Below are 23,880 nucleotides of genomic sequence, written 5' to 3' on the forward strand. Positions count from 1 at the left end.
ACGGGCGTACCTTCGACGTCATGAACACCGTCCTCATCACCGGAGCCTCCTCGGGCTACGGCCTCGAAACCGCCCGCCACTTCCTCGCCGAGGGCTGGGACGTGATCGCCACGATGCGCACGCCGCAGGAAGCGTTGCTGCCCGAGGCGCGCGTGCTCGCGCTCGATGTCACCGACGAGCAGTCGATCGCCCGCTTGGTCCGCGACGCCGGCCCGATCGACGTGTTGGTCAACAACGCGGGCGTCGGCGCGTTCGGCGCGTTCGAGGCCATGCCGCTCGCCACCGCCCGGGCGGTCTTCGAGACCAACACGTTCGGCGTGATGGCGGTGACCCAGGCCTTCGTGCCGCAGTTCCGCGAGCGCGGCTCAGGCGTGGTGATCAACGTCACCTCGAGCGCCACGCTGACGCCGTTCCCGCTCGTCGCCGTCTACACCGCGAGCAAGACCGCGATCGAGGGCTTCACGGCGTCGCTCGCGCTCGAGCTGGAGGCGTTCGACGTGCGCGTCAAGCTCGTCCAGCCCGGCTACGGTCCGACGACCCGCTTCACCAGCAACGGCACCATCGGGAGCATCCCCGAGGCGTACGCGCCCTTCGCCGAGTGCGTCATGGCCGGCGTCCAGCAGCGGAGCCTGGTCACCAGCGAGGCCGACGTCGCCGAGGCCGTCTGGCGCGCCGCCCACGACACGACCGGCCAACTGCGCTTCCCGGCCGGCCCCGACGCGGTCGCGCTCGCGCAGTCGCTCTAGCCGATCCGGTCGTCGATCCGCACGTGGACGGTGTCGCCGGCCTGCTTGTCGATCGCTTTGCGCAGGGCCGCGCGGACGGGCAGCCGGTGCGTCCCGTCGCCCTGCGCCATCAGCGCGCCGTCGAACGGCTCACCGTCGATCGACCCCCGGATCTTCACCAGTCCACGCGTGCCGAAGAGCTCCTTCACGTCATCGACGATCACGCAGGTCCAGGCCCCCGGGTTGTCGCCCTTGTGCAGCTCGGCGTCGAATTCCTTGATCATGCTCGTTGAGACTCCCGGTCGCCGACGAACTCATCGTCGCACCTCGACGAACGTCTCGTGGCCCGGCACGTCCGGCGTGGCCATACTGGCCACGTGCAACGTCTCGCCGCCTGGGCTTCCGTCGCGCTTCTCGGCGTGGCGTGCTTCGCGCCATGGACCGTGGTGACCACTTTCCAGGACGAAACGGTGTTCATGGGGGCGATGAACGAGACGAGTTCGGGCGCCACTTACGTCCTGTTGTGCGCGGCGGGCGCGGCGTTCGGGCTCCTCGTGCGTGCACGGCAGCTCGCGAGGACGTGTGGCGTGATCGCCGCGCTGCTCACGGTGATGATCGCCTATGAGTCGCCAGGGGCGATGATGCAGTTCGGTTACCAGGCGAGCCTCGCCTGGGGCGCCTACCTCGCGCTCGCGAGCTCGGTCGCGCTCGTCGTGGCGACGCGTCGGCGCGTCGCGCGTGAGTGGGTCGAGTTCGAACCGCTTCGCTGAGGCAGTCGCGGTGCGATCATCCGGCCGTGTTCGAGTTCCACGGTTGGGTGACCGTGCGTGAACGGCCGTTCGGGCCGCCGTCGGCGACGGAGGTGTCGGACGCGACCCTCGCGCGGGTGCGCGCGCTGCTGGAGACCGCGCCCACGGACTTCGTCGGCGGTATGGGCGATCTTCGGCGGTGCAACGCCGACTGGCATGTCTGGCTCTCCGGGTTGCGCAACCACGCGCAGCCCTGGGTCACGGAGGTCTACGCGGCGATCGCCGAGCTCGCGCCCGGCTCCTACGGGCTGCTCCACATCCGCGACGACGAGGCGCCCGACGGTGAGCGGTGGGTGTGTTGGACGATGCTCGGTGGACGCGTCGAGGCGTCGACCGAGGAGCGGCTGACGCCGCACCTCGGGCGCGTGGAGGACGGGCCGCCGTACTAGCGGCAGGGCGACTCGCCACCCGGCAGCGGGCCGGAGAGCAGGCCGCCGAGGGAGGGGCGGGGGCGTGGGTCGGGGTCGGGGAGGACGTAGCCGTTGCGTTCGACGTAGCTCCAGCTCGTGCCGTCTCGGGCGATCAGCTCGACGGCACCGAGCACGCGATCGATGTCACCCGCGCTGGTGCCGACGCCGATGCTCGCGCGCACGGCGTGGCGGGAGCCGAAGTGATCCATCAGCGGGTGCGCGCAGAAGCCGCCGTCGCGGACGCCGATGCCGTGTTCGGCGCCGAGCGCGGCCGCGAGCAGCGCAGGGTCGAGGCCGGCGACGTTGAAGCTCACCACGCCGACGCGATCGCTGTCCTCCCACAGCTCGTACACGCGCAGGCCGGGAATCGCCTCGAGGCCGGCGAGGAGCCGTTCGAGCAGCTCGGCCTCGTGGGTCTGGATGCGGTCCCACCCCGCAGCGTCCAGTACGCGCACCGCGGCGGCGATCGCCACGGCGCCGAGCGCGCCCGGGGTGCCGGCCTCGTGGCGGGCCGGGCCGGTCGCCCACTGGACGTCGTCGACGGTGACCCGGCGCACCGCGCCGCCGCCGGCGAGGTAGGGGCGGCCGGCGTCGAGCCAGTCCGCCCGCCCCGCCAGCACACCCGCTCCGTACGGGGCATAGACCTTGTGGCCCGAGAAGGCGACGTAGTCGACGTCCCAGGCGGCGATGTCAATCGGGCGGTGCGCCGCCAGCTGGGCGGCGTCGAGCGCGACCCGCGCACCGTGCGCGTGGGCGAGGCGGGCGATCGCCTCGATCGGCCAGACCTCGCCGGTGACGTTCGAGGCGCCGGTCACCGACACCAGCGCGCGGTCGCCGACCTCCCGCAACGCCCCCTCGAGCGCGGCGAGGGCATCGGCGGGGCTGGCCGGGATCGGCAGGTGGCGGACGTCACCGCGCCGCCAAGGGAGGAGGTTCGCGTGGTGCTCGCCCGCGAACGTCAGCACCGTCGTGCCGGGCGGGAGCGCGCCCGCGAGCAGGTTGAACGCGTCGGTCGTGTTGCGGGTGAAGAGCACGAGGTCGTCCTCGCGCGCTCCTACGAACCCGCGGACGACCTCGCGCGCCCGCGTGTACGCCTCCGTGCTGACCAGCGACGCGAACCCCGCGCCCCGGTGCACGCTGCCGTAGTACGGCAGCAGCTCCTCGACCGCGTCGGCGACCTGCCGCAGCGCCGGCGCGCTCGCCGCGTTGTCGAGGTTGACGTAGCGGACCCACTCGCCATCGACGAGCGGGACCCGCAGGTCACCGCCGACAAGCTCCAGGAGCTTGCCGGCGGTGTGGGGGTGCGTCGCGGAGATGACGCGCCCCTACTTCTTGACCTTGATCGAGGCGCCGGTGGCCGAGCCGCCTGACCAGGAGATCGTGACCTTCCAGGTGCCCTTCGCGAGCTTGGGCACGGAGAACGTGACCACGCCGTTCTTGAGCGTGCCGGTGACGGTCTTGGTCTTGGAGCCCTTCTTGAGCTTGATCGTCACCTTGCCGGTGGCATTGGTGATCGTCACCTTGTACTTGCCGGCCTTGCGGCTCGTCGGGAGCTTGGTCACCGCACCGGTTGCCTTGCTCTTGACGACGGCCACGGGCGTGGCCGTGGGGGTCGGCGTCGGCGTGGCGGCAGGCGCCACCGGCGTCGGCGTGGGCTCGGGGTCCGCGCTCTTGTCCCCCGGCGTGACGGTCAGCGTGCCGGTCTCGGTGAAGGCGGCGATCTGATCGTCACCCGCGTACGAGAGCGTGAAGGCGTACGAGCCCTCCGCCTGCGCCGGCAGCGTGACCGTGGCCGTGCCGTTCGCGACCGCGGCGGAGCCCGTCGCGACGGTCGCGCCGTCGCGCTTGAGGACCGCCGTCACGTTCCCGACCGGGACGCGCCCGTAGTCGTTGGCGATCGAGACGGTGATCTTGGGCTCGGTGCCGGCCTTCACCGCATCCGCGGTCACGGTCCGGCGCGAGACCACGCCGCCGGGGAGACCGCCGAAGAACACGTCGAGCGCGTGGACGGCCGCCAGGCCGCCGATCACGCTGCCGGGCTTGGTCGCGCTGCCCCAGGCGTTGTTGAGCCCGTTCTTGCGGGTCTGGGCGACGCCCCAGGCACCGACGACCGTCGTGAGCTTGGCGATCAGCTCCGGGTCCTGCGGCGATGCCTTCTGCGCGGCGATGTAGGCGGTCCGCGCCGCGGCGTTGTTGGCCGGTGCCGAGGCGCCCAGAGCCGCGAGCGCGCTCGCCAGCGCGGCGGGGCTGATCGCGACCGCGCCGTTGGTGCTGCTGCTCACGGACACGCTGCCGTTGCCCGTCGACGTGTACACCACGTTCGCCTTGTCGGCGTCGACCAGGAACTGGGCGTCATCCGTGTCCACGGCCGTGTTGACGAGCAGCGGGGTCGGGTTCGTCTGCCACGTGACGGTCGGCAGCTGCGCGTTGATCGTCTGCCAGATCGGTGCCGTGAGCGGGATCGTCAGGCCGAGCTGGTTCGGCTGCGGGTTGGTGAACCACCACTGCGACATGTACTCGGTGTACGTGTCATTGCCCTTGTCGATGATCCACTGGCGTGTGACACCGCCGTTGGGGGCATCGCCCGCCTTGCCCTGATAGCCGATGACGAACGGCACCTGGAGCTTGCGGGCCTTGCTCGCCGCGCCATTGCCGGCGCCCTTGTAGTACGTGACGACGCTCGTCGTCGCCGGGTCGTACTCGGTCTTGATGTTCGTCAGGTACTGCTCCAGGAGGTCGCCGTAGAGATACGTCGGATTGGACTTGTCCGTCGACTGATACGTGGCGGTGTTGCGGATCTGCAACGGGTTCACCGCGCTGGTCGCCAGGCCGCCGACCGCGGCACCGTCCAGCACCGTGTCGAAGTTGAAGACGGTGACGTTGTTCTCCTGCGCGTACTTGTTGATCGCCGGGAGCACCGGGCGGGTGTTCGGGCACCAGGTGCCGCCGAAGAGGATCACCGCGTTCGCCGTGTTGGCACCGCTCTTGAACAGGTCGACGAGCTCGGGGTAGGTGACCTGGTTGACCCGCCAACCGCCGTCGGCGGCGGCGTTGGCCGCGTCGGTGATGAGCGGGATCTGCTTGCCGCGGGCGTCGGTCGAGGAGGTGACGAGCTGCCGCGCGTTGCTCTCGCTCTTCCACCAGGCGAACTGGTCGAGTTGGCCGAGGTTCCCCGCGCCGACCTTCGTGATCGCGGTCCCCACGTCCGCCTTCGCGGTGGCGGAGCTGTTGAGGTCGACCCAGGAGACGATCTTCGCCGGCTGCGCCGAGCCGCCGTCCGGCGTGACCGTGCCGTCCTTGTCGTAGACGAAGAAGTAGCTGTGCAGGACGTTCGCCGGCGTGGCGGTGGCGTAGTCGTAGAGCGCACCGCCGTTCTTGTCTCCGACCTTCGTGCTGAAGCCGTTCGTGGAGCCGTAGTCGTTGACCTTGGCCGACGCGTCGGCCTTGATCGTCTGGTCCTCGTCGAGCGGGTCGTTGACGGTGATGGTGTAGCCGTTGCCGAGGTACTGGCCGACGACGTTCAACCAGGCGTCGCGGTACTTGTTCTGCGAGTTGAGCGGCAGCGGGATCGCCGAGGGGTTGCGGATGTCGAGAGCGGGCTCCTGGATGGTCCCGACCGTGGCGCTGCCCGACAGGTTCGGGTTGAACCAGTAGACCTTCTTGGCGCCGGCGGTGTCCGCCGCCGCCTCGACGTCCTGCGCCCGAGCGGCGAAGGACGGATCCGTGGCGGGGTCACCGATCAGGAACGCGAACTTGCCCGGCTGCTGGAGCAGCCACTGGAAGCGGTCGTATGTCACCGACTCGATCGCCGGGCTGGTTTCCGTCGCGGGGAGGCCGAGCGCGTGCTGCAGGTACGTGGCGTGGGTGTAGCTGGTCGTCGTCGCCGTGCGGGCCGGGGCCGCGTGGGCGGTCGTCGCCACCAGCGGCACGGCCGCGGCGGCCGCTGCCAGGGCAGCGGCGGACCGCCTCCATCGGGTGAAGGGGCTCACTGCGTTCCTCTCTCTTGTCTGTTGTGTGAGTGCGGGGTGCTGCGCTACTGACGGCTGAGGCCCTGGAGGCGGGCGAAGCCACGGAACACCAGGCCGAATCCGGCCAGGCCGAAGAGCGCCGCCAAGACGGCGATGCCGACCATTCGTGTGACATCGGGATCGGCGCCGGCGCCGATGTGCTCGCTCGCGAGCTTGTACTTCACGGCCCCCGGCGCTGCGGCGTTCGCCACGCCGCCGGCGGAGGCCGGGCCGTTGGCCGCGGCGGACGTGGTCGTCACGGCCCCGGTGGTCGCCGCCGGATCGGTCGTCGCAGGCGCCGCTCCCGGCGCACCGCCGGTCTCGGTGGCCGTCGCCGTCGCCTGGCTCGTGGCGGTGCTGTGCGGGCTGCCCGAGGACGTCGACGTGCTGCTCTGCTGCGAGCTGGCGGAGCCGGACGTCGTCGACGTGCCGGACGTCGTGCTACCGGACGAGGAGGACGACGAACCGGTGCTGGTGCTCTTCGTCGACGACTTGCCGCCGGAGCTCGTGGACTTGGTGGTCGTCGAGTTCCGATTCTTCGTGGTCGAGCCCGACGTGTTCGTCGTGGCGTTGCTCGTCGACGGATTGCTCGTGGCGGTGTTCGTCGTCGCCGACGGGCTCGACGCCGCGGGGCTCGAGTCGGTGGGCGTCGAGCTCGCGGGCGCCGAGCTGGTCGGAGCGGCCGTCGCGGTCGGGGTCGGCGTCGGCGTCTTCTGCTGATCGACCCAGGTCTGGTAGGAGCTGATCCGCGACCACTCCGTCCAGTGGGCGGTGTCCAGCAGCTCGCCCTCGTTGTTGTAGTACTGGATCTCGTTGCTCGCGAAGTCGTACTGCACGCCCGGGATCGGGGTGCATTCCTGGTCGTCGTAGCCCGGGAGGGTGTCGAGCCCGTCGCTATAGGTCCGGCCGTCGATCGTGACCTTGACCGGTGCGGGGTGGTCGGCCGGGTTGGTGACGCCCTGGGCGTGCGCGGCGGGCGCCGTCACGGCCAGCGCGGCGATCGTCAGCGCCGGGAGGAGGATCTTGCGGTCAGGCATGGACGAGTTCTTTGGGTTCGTGGTAGGTGGGGACGGGAGCGGGTGCGGGTGGCCTCGCGGCGATCGGCGCGGGGGCGGGGGCGAGGGGCTCCTTGCGGCCGGCGAAGATGTCGTCGTCGAGCAGCCCGGTCTGGCGGGCCACGACGGTGGCGCTGACCGCGGCCGCGGTGACGTTGGTCGCGGTGCGTGCCATGTCGGCGATGACGCCGATCGGGATCGTCGCCGCGACGAACTCGAGCGGGAGCCCCGCGGCTGACATCACGGTCGCGGCTGACACCGTCGCCGCCCCGGGCACGCCGGCGACGCCGACCGAGACGATCACCCCGAGGAACGCCAGCACGGCGTAGTCGGTCAGCGAGTACGAGAGCCCGTACGCGTTGATGCCCCAGATCGCGATCATGATCGGCCAGATGCCGGCGCAGCCGGGCATGCCGATCGTCGCGCCGAGCGGCGCGGTGAAGTGCGCGATCTCGGAGTGGACGCCGACCTTCTTGGTCAGCTGCTCCGTCGTCACCGGCAGCGTGCCGATGCTGCTCTGGGTCGTGAAGGCGGTGAGCTGCGCCGGGAAGATCTTGCGGAAGAACTCGACCATCGGCACGTCCGCGAACACCTCGAGGATCGCCCCGTTGACGAGGTAGGCGTGCAGGACGCACGCGCCCCAGACCAGTGCGAGCAGACCGAGCAGCGACCAGAACGCGTTCCCGAGGTCGGTGCTCGAGCCGACCATGTTCGCCGTGAGCGCGACGATCGCGTACGGCGTGAGCCGGATGACGTAGCCGACGGCCTTGAAGACGACGAGCTTGACCGCCTCCACGAAGTCACGGAACGGCTTGACCTTCTCCGCGTCCTTGTCCGCCAGCGACAGGTAGGCCACCGAGATCGTGACCGCGATCAGGATGATCGGGATGATGTTGTTGGCCCCGAGGTCCTGCACCACGTTGGTCGGGAAGAAGCCGACGATCACCTGGCCGAAGTCCTGCACCTGGCCCTGGATCGTGTCGGTGGACACCGAGCCGAGCTTCTCGTGCAACCCGGTCCCCGGATGGAAGACGAACCCGAGCCCCATCGCGAGGATCACGGCGAGCGCGTTGCTCAGCATCAGCCAGAAGACCGAGCGCAGACCGATCGTGCGCAGCTGCGCCACGCCGCCGAGCGCGGTCACCGACGACACGATCGCCACGAGGATCAGCGGGGCCACCGTCGCCAGCAGCACGTTGATGTAGATCCGCCCGATCGGGTTGATCGACGACACGTGCTTGCCCGCGATCAGCCCGACCACGACGCCGGCCGTCAACGCGATCAGCCCGATCAGGCTGAAGTTGACCTTCTGCCTGCGCAGCCACCAGATCCCGACCCAACTGAACGCCACGGCGGCAAGCGTCGCCAACCCCGACGAGTTCCAATGCATAATCCTGTTAGCCCCTCTGTAGACCCCACTCGTACCGCGAGGCCAGAGAATCTACACTAACTAGGTCGGGTTTATCCAGATTAAGCCGTGTAGGTATCTCCGCGGGGCCCGGCCGGCCGGTCGCCGCGGCCTGCGCGGCGACCGGCGGCGAGTGCTTACGGCGTGGTCGTCGAGAGCGTGAAGGTCAGCTTCGTCGAGTAGGTGCCGGTGCGCAGGGCGTCGGTCGTGCCGATGCGCTGGCTGAAGCCGATCTCGACCGAGTCGTGGGTCGCCGGGCCGGTCCAGGAGGACTTCGAGAGCTGGACCTGCAGCGGCTGGGGCAGGGCGAACGTGCCGTTGGTCAGGTGGTCGGACCCCGTGAAGGTCAGCGCGGCGTCGCCCGCCGTCGAGGTGACGTCGGCGATCGTGCTGGTCGTGTACGTCTTGTCGATGCCGGGCGTGAACGCGCCGAAGGAGGCGGACGCGCCGAGGGCCAGGGCGAGGGTGGCGAGGACGGCGCCGCCCGCGCCGCCCGCGACGACGTTCTTGTTCTCCCACAGGATCGCCTCGGTGCGCTGGGGGGTGAGGGTCTCCTTGCCCGCCCACTTCACGAACGACCCGCCCGGGAGGTAGTTGCCGCCGAGCAGGAAACCGCGGTTGATCGAGGAGACGTCGATGCTGTAGGCGCCGGGGGTGCCGACCGGCACCGCGATCGCCTTGATCGCCTGGATGTCGAGGGCGGTGGTGCCGGGCGGGAGCTCGATCGTCGTCGCGGCGGGGTCGTCGCGCTGGATCGAGTCGGTCGCCGTGGTGTGGTGCGACGTGTACCAGACGTCGCCGACCTTGGCCGCGAGCGCCGTGCCCGCCCAGCTGCCCGAGCGCGGCGGCGTGGCGTAGCTCGTGGTCTTCTTGACCTCGGCGAAGAAGTAGTTGCGCTGGTCGGACATCGCGGTCGTCGCCGGGTTGGCGACGGCCTCGATCTTGCCCTCGCGCGCCATCTCCTTGGCCATCACGAGGTACGCCCACGGGTGGGTGTCCATGATCCACTCGCGCGCCCGGTTCGGCGGGAGCTGGACGGCGCTGTCGAGGAAGAAGCGGTAGCCGGACGACGTGGCGACGTCGGTCACCGAGGACATGTTGTTGTTGCTGGTCGTGACCTGCAGCAGCGGGTGGTCGTCCTCGCGCAGGCCGTCGAAGGCGACGGTGCCGTGGCCGGAGGACTGGTACTGGTCGCTGACGCGGTTGCCGTTGGCATCGACCGTGACGCGGTAGAGCCACTCGATGTCCGTGGTGCGGCCCCAGCGGGCCATCAGCGACGGCGAGTTGGTCCCGCCGTCCTCGTTGGACCAGGTCATCGTGTACTCGATCACGCGACGGCCCTGCGCGTCGGTGCTGTCGACGTGGTAGAGGAGCAGCGGCACGTCGGTGTTGACGTTCTCGTACGCGCCCGGGACCGTCGGCAGGTTGCGGCCGTAGAGGATCGGCGCGTAGCGGGCCGCGAGGTCGCCCTCGGGCGCCAGCGACGGCTTCAAACTGCTGACCACGGCGCTCGGCGACGGCGACTTCGCGGCGTCGAGCTTCACGGCGACCTCGTGCGTCCCCGCAGTCACCCTGCCGAGCGCGACCTCGTAGTCCAACGGCGCCGCGCCGTTGAACGTGACGATGTTCGTGACGGTCTTGCCGTCGACCGCGACCTCCAACAGCGCGGACTCACGGCCCGCGGCGCCCCAGTCGGCGTTCGGGGCCGCGGCGGTCACCACGAGCTTGGCCTCACCCGCGCGGTCGGCGGTGAACTCCGTACGCGCGAGCGGCGCGTCCTGCGCCTGTGCGGTCGCCGGAGCGAGCAGCGCGGCGGCGAACGCCGCGCACGCGAGGATACGTCGGTTCTTGATCGTGATCTGCATCGCGGGCCGCACCGTATGCGCGCACGCGAACACTCATGTAACGGACTCGTTGGCCGACACATCGGGTACTGACAGGCGGCGAGCGAACCCGGAGGAGCGGTGTGCTGACGGTCGAGTTCAAGACGACGGGACGTCGGGAGCGAGCGCCGTCGTTCGGCGTGCCGCTGCCGCACGGCGCGACCGACGGCGGCCTCACGCTCAGGGAGCTGATCGCGCTCGCCGTGCGCGAGGAGCTCGCCGCGTACAGCGAGCGGCGGGTCGAGCGGACGTTCGCGCAGGTGTTGAACGACGAGCGGATCGCCGCCGGCCGCGAGAGCGGGCGGATCGACAGCGGGCAGCGGCGCACGCCGGCACCGCCGTCGCCGGAGGCGGCGGTGGGCACGGCGGTCGAGGCGTTCGAGGACGGGTTGTTCCTGGTGCTGCTCGACGGAAAGCAGGAGACCGAGCTCGACGCGCAGGTGTTCGTCGGCCCCGACAGCACGCTGACGTTCGTGCGGCTGGTCGCCCTGTCGGGAGGCTGAGGTGCTCTCGGCCCAGGAGGCACAGCGCGCGCTGGCCGAGCGGCGCGAGCGGGCGGTCACGCGCGGCCGGTTGACGGCGGCGTTCGGCAAGGTCGCGGGGGTGCTGCAGACGGATGCGGGGGCCGCCGTCACCGTGCTCGAGGCGCTCCCACGCCGCGCGCGTCGGGCGGCCTTCGGGGCGGTCTGCAGCGGCATGGGCGGCGAGCTGGCGACGGTGTTCGAGAACGCGGGCCGGCTCACCTATCAGAACGACTGGGACCGCCGCCCGTTCCGCGCGCCGACCCTGCCCCACCTCGCACGCGCCCGGGTGCTCGACCGGGCGCGCAACACCGCCCCTGAGCTCGTCGCCTACGGCGCCGACTCCGAGTGGCTCGCCCGCTGGGCGGGACACGTGCTCGCGCAGGACTGGCAGGTGAGCCCGCACCTCGTGGGTTGGCTCCTCGCGGCGGCGATCGACGCCGGCAACGACGAGGTCCTCGAGCTGCTGCTGGCCTCGACCGACGGCAGCGACGACGTCGCGACGATGGGCCAGCACGTGCCGATCGCGCTGCTGTGCGCCGACCGTCCGGACGGCTGGGAGCGCGTCGAGGAGCTGCTGCTTTCCGCGCAGCGTGAGGAGGGACTGCGGCAGTCGATCCTCGAGGTCGTCGACGAGGCGTACCCCGAGGCGCTGCGCCGGATGCTGGCCTTGATCCTCGAACACGGGCTGGCGCGGTTCGCGTCGGTGGCGCGCGCGGTCGCGGTGTGGTTCGGGCTCGAGGTTCTCGCGGGCGATCGGAAGCGAATCGAGGCGATCGTCGAGCGGGCGCTCCATGTTCCCGACGAGCCGACCGAGCCGCTCGACATCTACATCGCGCTCTGGTCGCAGGCCACCGAGGACGTGCTGACCGCGATCGAGTCCGCGCAGTCGTGGCTCGAGAGCCCTGACCCCGAGGCGCGCTTCAGCGCCGTCGCCTTCCTCTCCCAGACCCACGTGGACCAAGCGGCCGGAGCGCTGCTGCGCGCCCTGGACGACGACGACCTCCGGGTCGCCGGCACCGCCGTCGCGCCCCTGCTGTGGCTCAGCCTGCCCGCGTCCTACGACGTGTTCGAGCGCCTGCTGGCGCGGCTGCCGAAACGCACCGTCGAGCTCGAGCCGATCGAGTGGTACGGGCCGCTGCCCACGCTCAAGCGCGAGGACGTCGGCCGCTTGCTGATGCGGCATCGCGATCCGCCTGACATCGACCGCGTGCTCCCGCATCGCGCGGCGCTCGAGACGTGGGACCGCCGCAACCTCGTCAAGCACCTCACCAAGGCGCCGCCGACCGCAGACCGCCGCGCGGCGCTGTTGGAAGCGCTCGGCGACGCCTCACCCCAGGTGCGCGAAGAGGCGATCGCAGCGGCGGCCACGGTCAAGCTCGACGACGAGGAGGCGCTCGCGCTCGAGCCGCTCCTGCGCCGCAAGCCGGGCGACCTCCGCCGCGGCGTGATCGAGCTGATCCTCGGCCGCGGGGAGCCGTGGGCGCGCGCCGCGGCCGAGCGGCTCCTGGCCGGCGACGCGCAGCAGCGGCTCGCCGGCGTGGAAGTGCTGCGACGCCTCGCCGCCTCCGGGTCGACCGCCGCGACGAAGCGGCTCGGCGAGCTCGAGAACGCCGTCGACGACCAGGTGGTCGAGCAGGCCACGCGCCGCGCGGTCGCCGACAACGCCCTCGCCACCCTCACCGAGGCCGACGGCTTCGGCCTCATCGAGGCGTCCGAGCTGACACCGGCCGTGGCGCCGCGGGAGACCGGGTTCGTGTTCGCCACGCTCGCGAGCCGCCGGGTGCTGCAGCTGCTCGACGAGCTGATCGACGCGCACAAGGACGTCGAGGTCGTGGTCGACCGGAACTGGGGGCAGGTGGATCGCCTGCTGCTCGGCGCGGTCCAGTACGCGAACCTGGCCGGACACCATCGCCGCCTGCGCCGCGGTGACACCGAGGTGGAGGTGCCGCTGCTGGAGCTGTGGCAGCGGTTCGCCGCCGAGTTGCCCGCCGAAGCGCGTGACGACGACGGACTGCAGCTCCTGCGCGCGCACCTGATCTGCGCGGAGGCGCAAGCGCGGTACCGGTTCGACCAGAAGAGCAAGGCGGCGGCCGACGTCGGCGTCCAGCACTTCGATCTCGTGCACGACGTGCTCGACCTGCTGCTCGTGCTCGACGGCGGCGACGACGTGCGCGCGGGAGCGCTGGATGCCGCCGAGGCCGAGTTCGCCGCCCTCGGCCGGCGCGAGCTCCGGCGCCGGGCGGAGCAGTTCTACTCGTGGGAGTCGCCGGCGCTGGAGCTCACCCGCACGCTCCCGTCCAAGGACCCCGAGATCGCCAAGCGCCACTGGCGGCTCGAGCTGTGGCTGTCCGAGGCGCCGAAGGACCGCCAACGCCCGCCGCTCGGCGTCGTCGTCACGGCCTTCGAGCAGGGCGCGGCCACCGAGGCCGACCTGATCGACCATCTCGTCGGGCCTCGTGGCGAGAACCAGGGGTTCTGGGATCTCGGCCGCATCGGCCGCGCCGCGCCCACCGTCGTCGAGCGCATCCGCGAGCGGATCGTCGCGATCGAGCTCGCCCGCGGCGAGACGCCCACGGCGGCCGCGAAGGCGGTGCGCGAGCTCACCCACTCCGGCGGCCTCGACGTCGTCGTGGCCGCGCTCGTCGCGCTCGGTCGGGAACGGTTCGTCCGCGGCTGGTCGAGCGACGGCGAGGGCCGCGCGACCGTCTTCAGCCACATGGTGGCCACGAGCCACCCCGGAGACGGCGACACGCCCGAGCGCTTCGCCGCCGCCGTCCGCGAGGCGAAGATCGCGGATCGGCGCCTGCGCGAGCTCGCGTGTTACGCCCCGCAGTGGGCCGCGCACGTCGAGGCGACGCTGGCGGCGCCCGGTCTGGCGGGCGCGGTGTGGTGGCTGCACGCGCACACGAAGGACGACCGCTGGGACGTCGCCGCCGAGCTCCGGGCCGAGTGGGAGCGCTCCGTCGCCGACCGCACCGAGCTCTCCGCGGAGCAGCTCGTGGACGGCGCCGTTGACGTCCGCTGGTTCGCGGAGGTGCACGAGCAGCTCGACGACGAGCTGCTGAAGGCCGCGAAGTACGGCTCGACGGCCGGCGGCCACAAGCGGGCCGAGCTGTTCGCGCGAGCGATGCGCGGCGACCTCGACGAGGACGAGCTGCTCCAGCGGATCGAGGCCAAGCGCCACCAGGACTCGGTGCGCGCGCTCGGCCTGCTTCCACTGGCGGACGGCGACGCGCTCACCCGCCGCTACGAGGCGCTGCACCACTTCCGCCGCGGGAGTCGGGAGTTCGGCAAGCAACGACAGGGAAGCGAGGGGCGCGCGACCGACATCGGGCTGGAGAACCTCGCCCGCACCGCCGGGTTCAGCGACCCGGCGCGGCTCACGTGGGCGATGGAGGCCGCGGCGACCGCGGACCTCGCCGGCGACGGCGTGGTCGTCGAGCACGAGGACGTGCGTGTCGCGCTCCGCGTGGACGCCGATGGCAAGCCCGAGATCAGCACCCGCCGCGGCGAGAAGACGCTCAAGAGCGTCCCCGCCGCGCTCCGCAAGGTCCCCGAGATCAAGGCGCTGACATCTCGGACCACGGAGCTGCGCCGGCAGAGCGCGCGCATCCGGGTCTCGCTCGAGCAGGCGATGGTGCGCGGCGACGAGCTGACCGGCGACGAGCTGGCCCGCTACCGCGAGCACGCGCTGCTGTGGCCGGCGCTGTCGCGGCTCATCCTCGTGGGCGAGGGGACGGCCGGGTACCCCGACGGCCGCGTCCTGCGCGACCACACGGGCGCGCAGCACGCGGTCGGCACGACGGAGCGGCTCCGCATCGCCCACCCGCTCGACCTGCTCGAGCGCGGCGACTGGGCCGACTGGCAGCAGGACGTCCTGGCGCGCCGGGTCGTCCAGCCGTTCAAGCAGGTGTTCCGCGAGCTGTACCTGCCGGTCGACTCCGAGCGGGCGGACGGGGGAGGCTCACGCCGCTACGCGGGCCACCAGATCCAGCCGGGACGCGCGCGGGCGCTGCTGTCGAGCCGCGGCTGGCGGATCGACGAGTACGAGGGCGCGAGGCGCACCGACCACCACGTGCACGTCGCCGCCTCGCTCTGGTTCCTCAACGGCTTCGGCAGCCCGGCCGACGTCGAACCGCCGACGCTCGAGGAGGTCCGGTTCACGAGCACCCGCGACGGTCGTGACATCGAGCTCGACGCCGTGCCCGCCCGGCTGTTCAGCGAGACCATGCGCGACCTCGACCTGGTCGTCAGCGTCGCCCACGTCGCCGGCGTCGACCCCGAGGCGAGTCAGTCCAGCCTCGAGATGCGCGCGTCGCTCGTCGCCGAGACGGCCGCGATGCTCAACTACGAGAACGTGAGGATCGATGGCCCGCGCGCCCTGATCGACGGCGAGATCGGGCGCTACTCGGTGCACCTCGGGAGCGCCGGGGTGCACCAGCTGCCGGGCGGCGCGGTGTGCATCGTGCCCGTGCACGCGCAGCACCGCGGCCGCGTCTTCCTCCCGTTCGCCGACGACGATCCCAAGACCGCCGAGATCGTCGCCAAGGTGTTGCTGCTCGCGCGGGATCGCGACATCCGCGATCCCACGATTCTCGAGCAGTTGCGGGGCTAGGGAGTGGTCGTCGACAGGGTGAACGTCAGCGTCTTCGAGTACGCGCCCGTACGCAGCGCGTCGGACGCCTTGATCGCCTGCTTGAACGTGACGGCGACCTTCTCGTTGCTGGTCGGCGCGGTCCAGGCGGACTTGGCGAGCTCGACGCGCAGCGGCTCCGGGAGCGAGAACGCGCCGTTGGTGAGCCGACCCGGGTCGGAGTAGGAGAGCGTCGCGTCGCCGGCGCTGCTCGTGACGGTCGCCTCGGTCGTCGCCGTGTACTCCTTCGCCAGGCCCGGCGTGAAGGCGCCGAACGACGCGGATGCGCCGAGCGAGAGCGCCAGCGTCGCGGGCGTGGTGCCACCGACGGTCCCTTGCGTGGACGTCGAGGTCGGCGCGTTGATCGTCGCCTGCAACAGCGCGCTGATCGCCTTCGTCGGGCGCAGCACGGCGTCGCGCGCGGCGGCGTCGCTGGTCAGCCCGAGGGTGGCCTGCAGGGCGATGTCATCGAGGAAGAAGATCGCCGTGTAGTGGTCACCCGCCGTGCCGTACTCCTCGGCCTTGGCCGCGCTGGCCTTCAGGCGGGTGGCGAGGGCGCCCGGGATGCGGGTGCCGTAGTCGTTGACGAGGTCGCGGATGTCCGTGTACCACGCCGGGTCGCGCGTGAAGTCCGCGGGGATGTAGCCCTTGGCGGCATTGTCGAGCGTGCGTTCCTTGACCTTGTCGACGTAGGACTGCACGGTCGGGTAGAGCGTCGCGAGCTGGGCGTCGGTCATCGGCGTCGAGCTGCCGTCGAGGAAGCAGAAGCCGGGGCCCGTGTTCGTGCCGGTGTTGATCCGCAGCGGCGCGTCCTGCTGCGCGAGGCGGATGCCGCCCAGGGCGAGGCCGAGGCTGTCGCGCGTGATCGCCCCGCCGGCCGGCGTGGCCGTGGTGATCACCGGGGCCGACGGCGGCGCGATGCCATACGCGACCCAGTTGAACGTGTGGTCATAGACGGCGTCCTGGACCATGTGCTGCGGGACGCGCGAGAGCGACGTCAGCGCGCAGGTCTGCGGCTCGCCGGGGTAGCCGCCGGGGTAGGAGCCGACGTCGCGCTTGCGCAGCGGGCCGTAGTCGGTGATCAGCTTCCAGTCGCCGTGCGAGGCGCCGGCGACCTCCCAGTTGCGGAACGTCGGCGAGTCCGCCGCGCGGGCGCCGTTGCCGATGCCGCCCGAGATGTCACCCTCGGAGTTCAGGCGGAAGATCGGGGTGGGGGTGTCGGTGCGCATCGCTCCGCCGCCGCCGTGCAGCACGACCGCGTCGACGATGTTCGCCAGCGGCTGGATCGAGTTGGCGTAGGTGCGCAGACGGGTCGCCGACTGGGAATGCCCCGTCGCGATCACGTAGTCCGGCGCGGGCAGCGTGCCGAGCGGGTCGAGGCCCGCGGGGCTGCGAACGGCCTTGATCGCCTGCGAGAAGATGTCATACGAGAGCGAGTCGTCGTTGACCGTGTTGCCGACGGTGACATCGAGCGCGCCATAGCGCGTCGGGCTCCACGCCTTCAGGCCGGTGGTCGCCGCGTGCAGACCCACCCGCTGGGCCGAGACGCCGACCCACGCGTAGCCCCTCTGGAGCAGATGCTCGTGCGTCTGGTACCAGTCGACCTCCTGGTCCCAGTTGTTCGAGACGTTGTACCACTCGGCGATCACGCCGCCGTTGAACTTCGCGGCGTTGACGGGGCGGCGCACCACCAGTCGCGTGTTGTACGCGTTGCCCGTGCTCTGGACCGTGGCCGTGTTCGTGCCGGTGATCGTGTACCGGTTGGCCTGCCCGGAGATCAGGAACTCCTGCTCGACGTACCCCGCCTTCGCGAGGTCGACGTCGGTCGTGAGGAACGGATACCCATGCGCGGGATCACCCACCGGCGACGTGTTCGCGATCGGTCCCGTGACCGCCGGGGCCGGGACGGTCGCGCCGGTCGCGGTCGACACGCGCGGCGTCTCGCCGTTCGGGCCGGGCGGGACGGCGGCGGCTGGACCGGCGAGGCCGGCCGAAGCGGTCAACGCCACGAGCACCGCCGATACACGGGCAGCACGACGCGGGCGACGCTGGACAGAGCGTGCGGACAATCTCCACCTCACAGTTGGACCGGGAGGCGGATTATGAGAGCCGTGGTGACACGTGTCAACTGTCGCCTGAAGAACCTCCAGGGTCAAGCGAAGGCGGCCCGCCGCCGACTCCTGTACTCGATGTCCCGTCTCATTGCACGGTCATGCGCCGTGGCGGCGCTCATCGCGGTTGCCGCGATCGCCGGGTGCGGCGGTGACGCCGAGCGCCTCGAATGGCCGGCCGCGAAGCCCGCGTTCGGAGCCGACACGCCGGAACACGCGATCCAGAGCTTCATCGCCGCGGCCGGACACCCCGGCAGCAGCTATACGACGTTGACCGAAGCGTGTCGCCAACTGGCGCCGAGCGTACGGCCCGCGGTCCGCTTCAACGCGTCCGTCGCTCCGAGTGAGTCCGACTGCGCGGCCGGGCTCGCCACGCTGCTCTACGACACCGGCGACACCAGCGGCATCGCGCCGCCGACCGGATTCACCGGCACGATCACCGGCACCTCGGCGGCCGGGGAGCGCGCGACGGTCACGATCGCCATGAGCTACGACGGCGCTCCTGGCTTCGAGAACCGGCCGGTGCGCGTGCTGGTCGCCAAGGAAGAGGGTTCGTGGTGGGTGGCCACGCCGCGCGCACTGAACGTGCTCTCGGCGGCGCATCCGCCCACCGACGCCGAACTCGTCCAGCAGTACGACGAGCTCGTCGCCGCGGCCGGCATCGCCGAGCGCCAGGCCGAGGCCGGCCGCAACGCCGAGGCGAAGGTCGGCGGCGACGTGCGCGCCTGCCCACGTGACGGGGCCTCGTCGGCGAAGGACGCGCACGGGGACGTCAGGATCGCCGACGGGATGCGCCTCGCCCCGCAACAGGTCCCCGGCCACGACCTGGTCGAGGTCATCCACAGCGGCGACGGCGATCAGGCGTGCTTCGAGTTGCACTTCGGCGGCGACGTTCCCAGCGCGGGCGCGGCGGAGATCGCCGTGCTGCCGACCGGGGCCCGCGTGGCGGTGCGCTGGGAGAACGACCGCGCCCTCGGTCAAGGTGGCACGCAGGACGCACCGCAAGCCGTGGCCGTCGAGACGACGCGGGACGGATCGGTGATGACGCTCCGCCTGCCGAAGACGAGCATCGGGATCACCGGCGGGCCCTACCGGTGGGCCGCCAAGCTCTTCATCAACACGGCCTCGACGGGCATGGCCCGCGACACCGACTTCGACAGCGTCCCGGACGACCTCACGATCAGCGGGGACCAGGACCACTACATCCCGCACGCCGGCTAGCGTTTGATCGTGACCTTGGCCGTGGCGGTGCTCGTGTTGCCGGCGCCGTCGCGCGTGGTGGTCAGGAGCGTGAACGTAGCCTTGCTCGACCTGCGCAGGCGCACGCGGAGGCTGTGGTCGAGCTTGAACGTGACGGCGGTGGTTCCCGTCTTGCCCACGTAGACCTGCTTGGTCGCGAGCGCCTTCTTCGTGCGCGCGAGCTCGCGGTCAGCTGGAGTCGCAGGCCGCGCCGGCGGACGTCGGCGAGCCGCTCTCCGGGGATGGCGGCGATCTGCGCCGTGGGCCGGGTCGTGTCGCCGAACCACAGCAGCGCGCGGGCGTGCTTCTCGGATCCGTATGAGCCGATGACCAGGCCCTGGTCGTTGATCGCGGTGGACGCGGCGTATTGGGCGCCGGCCGGGACGCCGAGCTCGACCATGCCCTCCGACCGTGTCCACAGGAACGGGCGACCGCCGCTGGTGCCGACGACCTGACCGTGATTGTTGATGTCAGCGGCCGAACTGATGGAGTCGCCCGGCAACGCGCCCAGAGTGATCCGCTCACCCGACGGCGTCCAGACGACGGCGTGAGGGCTCCCGGTGGTGGCGACGTCCTCACCCACCGTGCCGGCGATCTGGCCGCTGTCGCTGATCCCGTACGCCGCGCCGCGCTCGATCTCGATCGGGACGGGCCCGGCCTAGGCGATGATCAGCGCGGTTGCGCAGGGACGTCGCATCAGCGTTTGATCGTGACCTTGGTGGTGGTCACGGTGGAGTTTCCGGCGCGGTCGCGTGTGGCGGTGCGGACGGTGAAGGTGGCCTTGCTGACGTCGCGCAGCCCGACGCGGAGCTTGCGGTCGAGCTTGAAGGTGACGGCGGTGGTTCCGGCGGCGTTGAGCGTCTTGGTGGCGAGTTGCGTCTTGCCGCGCGTCAGGGTGAGCTCGGTGCTGCCGGGCTCGCTGACGGTGAGTTGCAGTCGCAGGCCGCGGGTGCGGACGTCCTTGAGCTTCTCGCCGGGCAGGGCGGTGAGCTTCGCCGTGGGCGGGGTCGTGTCGGCACCCCACAGGACGGCACGCTCGCTCTTTTCGGGCGTGTAGGGGAACAGGTTGGTGCCAGCCACCTGGCCCTGATCGTTGATTGCCAAGGCGCCGCCTCCCGTCGCCCCGGGCAGGAGGTCGAGCGCGGTCATCCCCGTCTCCGGGCTCCAGAGGAACGGGCGGTCGCCGCTGACGCCTACGACCTGGCCACGGTTGTTGATCGCCGTGGCAGAGCTCGAATCGGTGCCGGGGAGCGTGCCCAAGTCGACCATGCCGCGGGCCTTGGTCCACAGGAACGCATGCGCGTCGTTGCCGACGTAGCTCCAGCCGACGACCTGACCGTTGTCATTGACGTCGGTGGCCCCGCTGACGCTCGCGCCAGGAAGCGTGCCGAGATCGATCATCCCGCCGGCCGGCGTCCACAGGAACGCGTGTCCTCCGATGGAGTTGCTCCCGCCTTCGCCGCTGGTGCCGACGACCTCGCCGCGGTCGTTGATCGCGGCAGCCATGGCGTGGTCTGTGTTCGGCAACGAACCGAGGTCGACCATGAACCCTTCCGGGGTCCACAGGACTGCTCGCTCGGTCGGGTTGACGGGCGACCCGTCGCGGGCCCTGCCGACGATCTCACTGCGGTTGTTGACGTCGTACGCCCAGGCCACTCGGTACAGCCGCCCGCCCAGCGTGCCCAGCCGAACCTCCCCGGTCGACGGCGTCCATAGATAGGCGCCGCCGTCGGAGTGGCTGCCGACAACCATTGCAGCGTCGTTGATCGCGACCGGCTGGGATCCGACGAACGTCATCCCTGCCCCCTGCTTCCAGAGCCAGCCCGGCGCGTAGATGCGCTGAAAGCCCACGATCTGGCCCTTGGCGTTGATCGAGCTTCCTCCACCGGGTCCGATGTCGATCGGGACAGGGCCGGCCGCGGCCGCGCTGGCGGGCATGACGAGCGATGCGACGATGACCGCCACTTTCAGACGAACAGCACTCATTACATCGGAGAACGCTTCTCGGTGCGGTGAGTTGCGGTGAGGTGGGCTTCGAGGGCGGCGACGGCGGGTGGGACGGTCTGGAGGTCGAGGCGGGCGAGGTTGATGTCACGGTCCAGGCCCGGTGCGGCGAGCGGGCGGGTGACGACGCCGGGTGGGAGCTGCTGGGCGGCGAGGCCGGCGACGAGCGCGATGCCCTGGCCGGCGGCGACGAGGGCGAGGACGACGGCGAAGTCGTCGCCGTCGTAGGCGGCTCCGCGCGTGCGCACGGGGAGGATGCGGGCGAGGGTGGGTGAGACGCTCGCGTCCGGCGCGTCGATCCAGCGTTCGTCGACGAGGTCGGACGGCGCGAGCCGCGGCTTCGCGGCGAGCGGGTGGTCATCGGGGAGCGCGACGAGGACGGCGTCGGTCATCAAGCGGCGCAGCCGGATCGGTGGAGGGAGGGGGACGCCGCCGGGGCGGTCCTCGAAGGTCACCGCGAGGTCGAGCTCGCCGGCGATCAGGGCGTCGTAGGCGTCGCGGGTCTCGAGTTGGGAGATCGAGACGTGCACGTCCCGGAAGGTCTTCAGGGCCGGCGCGACGATGTGCTCGGCAGCGGTGCGGAAGGCGCCGATGCGGACCGTGGCGGATGTGCCGTCGCGCAGGGCGCGCAGCTCGGTCGCGGCGGCGTCGAGGACCGCCCCGGCGTGGCGTGCGGCGTTCAGCGCGACCTCGCCCGCGGCGGTCGGCCGGACCGGCCGGCGCTCCAGCAGCGTGAGGCCGACGGCGCGCTCGAGCTCGGAGATCTGCTGGGAGACCGCCGACTGCGTGTAGCCGAGCGCGGCGGCCGCGCCGCCGAACGAGCCGTGCTCGACGACGGCGGCGAGCGTTCGAAGCCAACGGGCGTCGAGCATCAGTTGAGCTTATCCGCGTTTCATCAGAAATCGTTTGTGCTGATCGGCGCGCACCGCAACCATGTCTGGCCGTGACCGTCGCAGACCTCGCCGCCGAGCTGGTGGCCATCGACTCCGTCAACCCCGCCCTGGTGCCCGGCGGCGCTGGTGAGGCGGAGATCGCCACGTTCATCGCCGGGTGGGCGAGGGCGAACGGCCTCGAAGCGCAGATCCTGGACGCGACGCCGGGCCGGCCGTCGGTGCTCGTGACCGCTCGCGGACGCGGACGCGGAAAGACACTCTTGTTGTGCGGCCACACGGACACCGTCGGCGTCGACGGCATGGCCGATCCGCACACGCCGCGCCGCGACGGCGACCGTCTCTACGGCCGCGGGACGTGTGACATGAAAGGCGGGCTCGCGGCGACGCTGATCGCCGCCCGCGACGCCGCCGCGGCGGGCCTCGCGGGCGACGTCGTGGTCGCGTGCGTGGCCGACGAGGAGCACGCGTCGCTCGGGATTCAGGAGGCGCTTACGCACGTGCGCGCCGACGCGGCGGTGATCACGGAGCCGACCCGGCACGAGCTCGTCATCGCCCACAAGGGCTTCGTCTGGGCCGACCTCCTGGTCGAGGGGACCGCCGCTCACGGCTCGCGGCCGGAGCTGGGCGTCGACGCGATCGTCCACATGGCGCCGGTGCTCGCCGGCGTCGGGGCGCTCGATGTCACCCTCGCCGCCCGCGACCCGCACCCGCTGCTCGGCCGCGGGTCCGTTCACGCCGGCACGATCGTGGGCGGCGTCGAGGCGTCCTCCTACCCGGCGCGCTGCACCGTCACCGTCGAGCGGCGCACCCTCCCCGGAGAGACCACCTTCGCGGGCGAGCTCGAGGCGCTGCTGGAGCAAGCGCGAACCGCGCAGCCCGGACTGCGGGCCTCCTTCGACATCGGCCTGGTCCGCAAGCCCTTCGCCATCGACCCCGGCCACGAGCTGGTCAGGCTCACCCGCGACCTCGCGGCGACCGAGCTCGGCGCCGTGCCGCCCCTGGCCGGCGCGCCCTACTGGACGGACGCGGCCTTCATCGCCGCGGCGGGCATCCCGGCGCTCCTGTTCGGGCCGATCGGCGAGGGCGAGCACGCGGAACGGGAATGGGTCAGCATCGCGTCGATGGAGACCGTCACGCGCACGCTCACGAAGCTCGCCGCCGAGGTCTGCGCGTGAGGCCGTTCGCGACCAACGCGGCGGCTCGCGAATGGATCGCGCCGGCCCGGGCGGGCGACGCGCTCGCCTTCCACCGCAGCATCCCCGGCTACGCCGCGACGCCGCTGGCCGAGGTCCGGCCGGGCGTGTGGGTCAAGGACGAGTCCGACCGCTTCGGGCTGCCGGCGTTCAAGGTGCTCGGCGCCTCCTGGGCCGCCAACGTCGCGATCGGCTCGCAGCTCGGCCTCACGCCGGCGCCCACGTTCGCCGAGCTCGCGTCGCGTGAGACCGACGTGACGCTCGTGACCGCGACCGACGGGAACCACGGCCGGGCGCTGGCCTGGGTCGCGCGCCAGCTCGGCCTGAACGCGCGCATCTACGTGGCCGGCGGGCTCCCGGACAGCACGATCCAGGCGATCCGCGACGAGGGCGCCGACGTCGTCGAGACCGGCGCGATCTACGACGACGCCGTCCGTATGGCGGCGGCGAGCGGCGACCTGCTGATCCAGGACACCGCGTGGGACGGGTACGAGGCCATTCCGCGCGCGATCGTGACCGGCTACTCGACCCTGTTCGCCGAGATCGACGAGCGACTGACACAGGATCTCGTCGTCGTCCCCACCGGGGTCGGCTCCCTCCTGCAGGCGGCGCTCGAGCACTACCGGAGCGCGGACGGACCGCGTCCCGCCGTGCTGGCCGTCGAGCCGGTGACCGCCGCCTGCGTGACCGCGTCACTCGCGGCGGGCGCGCCTGTGAGCGTCGACACGTCCGCGCCCACGATCATGGCCGGCCTCAACTGCGGCACGGTCTCCTCGATCGCGTGGCCCGCGGTGCGCGACGGCCTCGACGCCGCGATCGGCGTGACCGACGACGAGACCCGCGCGGCGATGCGCGAGCTCCACGCCACCGGCCTCGCCGCCGGGCCGTGCGGCGCCGCCGCGCTCGCGGGGTTCGACGCCGCGGGGCTGGAGGCGGCGACGGTCGTCCTCGTCAGCACGGAGGGAATCGCCGCGAATTCCGCGTGA

18 protein-coding genes are annotated in these 23,880 nt (G+C 71.6%); 8 read left to right on the plus strand and 10 right to left on the minus strand.

Going from position 1 to position 23,880, the window contains the following annotated elements; all coding sequences use genetic code 11:
- The first annotated feature begins 20 nt into the window (after positions 1–20).
- Positions 21–746: an SDR family oxidoreductase gene (locus G569_RS0113485; protein ID WP_028063794.1), complete on the plus strand. Its 726-nt coding sequence runs from the start codon at positions 21–23 to the stop codon at positions 744–746.
- Here the strand turns inward: G569_RS0113485 and G569_RS0113490 are convergent.
- Complete coding sequence (locus G569_RS0113490; RefSeq protein ID WP_028063795.1) at positions 743–1,009, minus strand: DUF1905 domain-containing protein; 267 nt, start codon at positions 1,007–1,009, stop codon at positions 743–745. The genes G569_RS0113485 and G569_RS0113490 overlap by 4 nt on opposite strands.
- A 57-nt stretch (positions 1,010–1,066) precedes the next feature.
- Here G569_RS0113490 and G569_RS0113495 point away from each other — a divergent pair, with 57 nt between their 5' ends.
- Together G569_RS0113495 and G569_RS48135 are read left to right on the plus strand one after the other, a co-directional pair.
- The gene (locus G569_RS0113495) at positions 1,067–1,495 is read left to right on the plus strand and encodes a hypothetical protein (protein ID WP_028063796.1); all 429 of its coding nucleotides are present in this window, start codon (positions 1,067–1,069) and stop codon (positions 1,493–1,495) included.
- A gap of 26 nt (positions 1,496–1,521) precedes the next feature.
- Complete coding sequence (locus G569_RS48135; protein WP_053226311.1) at positions 1,522–1,923, plus strand: Imm7 family immunity protein; 402 nt, start codon at positions 1,522–1,524, stop codon at positions 1,921–1,923.
- On the opposite strand, the gene G569_RS48140 is transcribed toward G569_RS48135, so the two are convergent.
- The 5 genes from G569_RS48140 to G569_RS48155 form a co-directional block, all read right to left on the minus strand.
- A complete protein-coding gene (locus G569_RS48140; RefSeq protein ID WP_084284884.1) occupies positions 1,920–3,260 on the minus strand; it encodes an aminotransferase class V-fold PLP-dependent enzyme in 1,341 nt (446 codons plus the stop codon). The two genes, G569_RS48135 and G569_RS48140, sit on opposite strands and share 4 nt — an antisense overlap.
- 9 nt (positions 3,261–3,269) lie before the next feature.
- Positions 3,270–5,933 (minus strand): Ig-like domain-containing protein, encoded by a 2,664-nt coding sequence (locus tag G569_RS0113510; RefSeq protein WP_157592010.1) that lies wholly within the window; start codon positions 5,931–5,933, stop codon positions 3,270–3,272.
- A 44-nt stretch (positions 5,934–5,977) separates the two neighbouring features.
- Entirely contained in the window at positions 5,978–6,988 is a 1,011-nt protein-coding gene (locus G569_RS57860) for a hypothetical protein (protein ID WP_028063798.1), read from the minus strand.
- Positions 6,981–8,357 carry a dicarboxylate/amino acid:cation symporter gene (locus tag G569_RS48150; protein ID WP_245602482.1) on the minus strand — a complete coding sequence of 459 codons (1,377 nt, stop codon included), beginning with the start codon at positions 8,355–8,357 and terminating at the stop codon, positions 6,981–6,983. The genes G569_RS57860 and G569_RS48150 overlap by 8 nt, the downstream gene beginning before the upstream one ends.
- Positions 8,358–8,551: 194 nt before the next feature.
- The gene (locus tag G569_RS48155; RefSeq protein ID WP_053226313.1) at positions 8,552–10,279 is read right to left on the minus strand and encodes a hypothetical protein; all 1,728 of its coding nucleotides are present in this window, start codon (positions 10,277–10,279) and stop codon (positions 8,552–8,554) included.
- 101 nt (positions 10,280–10,380) lie between these two features.
- Between G569_RS48155 and G569_RS0113530 the strand changes: the two genes are divergently transcribed.
- Positions 10,381–10,800: a hypothetical protein gene (locus tag G569_RS0113530; protein ID WP_053226314.1), complete on the plus strand. Its 420-nt coding sequence runs from the start codon at positions 10,381–10,383 to the stop codon at positions 10,798–10,800.
- 1 nt (position 10,801) lies between these two features.
- Positions 10,802–15,436, plus strand: coding sequence for a DUF4132 domain-containing protein (locus G569_RS57865; protein WP_053226315.1), 4,635 nt, complete (start codon positions 10,802–10,804; stop codon positions 15,434–15,436).
- Here G569_RS57865 and G569_RS57870 read toward each other — a convergent pair.
- Positions 15,433–17,463: an alpha/beta hydrolase domain-containing protein gene (locus G569_RS57870; RefSeq protein WP_157592011.1), complete on the minus strand. Its 2,031-nt coding sequence runs from the start codon at positions 17,461–17,463 to the stop codon at positions 15,433–15,435. The genes G569_RS57865 and G569_RS57870 overlap by 4 nt on opposite strands.
- A 210-nt stretch (positions 17,464–17,673) precedes the next feature.
- Between G569_RS57870 and G569_RS0113545 the strand changes: the two genes are divergently transcribed.
- Positions 17,674–18,786 (plus strand): hypothetical protein, encoded by a 1,113-nt coding sequence (locus G569_RS0113545; RefSeq protein WP_028063800.1) that lies wholly within the window; start codon positions 17,674–17,676, stop codon positions 18,784–18,786.
- Here G569_RS0113545 and G569_RS62520 read toward each other — a convergent pair.
- The 3 genes from G569_RS62520 to G569_RS48175 form a co-directional block, all read right to left on the minus strand.
- Positions 18,783–18,944, minus strand: coding sequence for a hypothetical protein (locus G569_RS62520; protein ID WP_157592012.1), 162 nt, complete (start codon positions 18,942–18,944; stop codon positions 18,783–18,785). The two genes, G569_RS0113545 and G569_RS62520, sit on opposite strands and share 4 nt — an antisense overlap.
- A 556-nt stretch (positions 18,945–19,500) precedes the next feature.
- Complete coding sequence (locus G569_RS57875; protein WP_084284886.1) at positions 19,501–20,790, minus strand: hypothetical protein; 1,290 nt, start codon at positions 20,788–20,790, stop codon at positions 19,501–19,503.
- Complete coding sequence (locus G569_RS48175) at positions 20,790–21,680, minus strand: LysR family transcriptional regulator (protein ID WP_053226318.1); 891 nt, start codon at positions 21,678–21,680, stop codon at positions 20,790–20,792. The genes G569_RS57875 and G569_RS48175 overlap by 1 nt, the downstream gene beginning before the upstream one ends.
- A 71-nt stretch (positions 21,681–21,751) precedes the next feature.
- Between G569_RS48175 and G569_RS0113575 the strand changes: the two genes are divergently transcribed.
- Positions 21,752–22,876 carry a M20/M25/M40 family metallo-hydrolase gene (locus tag G569_RS0113575; RefSeq protein WP_211232982.1) on the plus strand — a complete coding sequence of 375 codons (1,125 nt, stop codon included), beginning with the start codon at positions 21,752–21,754 and terminating at the stop codon, positions 22,874–22,876.
- Positions 22,873–23,880 carry a pyridoxal-phosphate dependent enzyme gene (locus G569_RS0113580; protein ID WP_053226319.1) on the plus strand — a complete coding sequence of 336 codons (1,008 nt, stop codon included), beginning with the start codon at positions 22,873–22,875 and terminating at the stop codon, positions 23,878–23,880. Before G569_RS0113575 ends, G569_RS0113580 begins: the two co-directional genes overlap by 4 nt.

The organism is Solirubrobacter soli DSM 22325, from assembly GCF_000423665.1.
GTDB classification, from domain to species: Bacteria; Actinomycetota; Thermoleophilia; order Solirubrobacterales; family Solirubrobacteraceae; genus Solirubrobacter; species Solirubrobacter soli.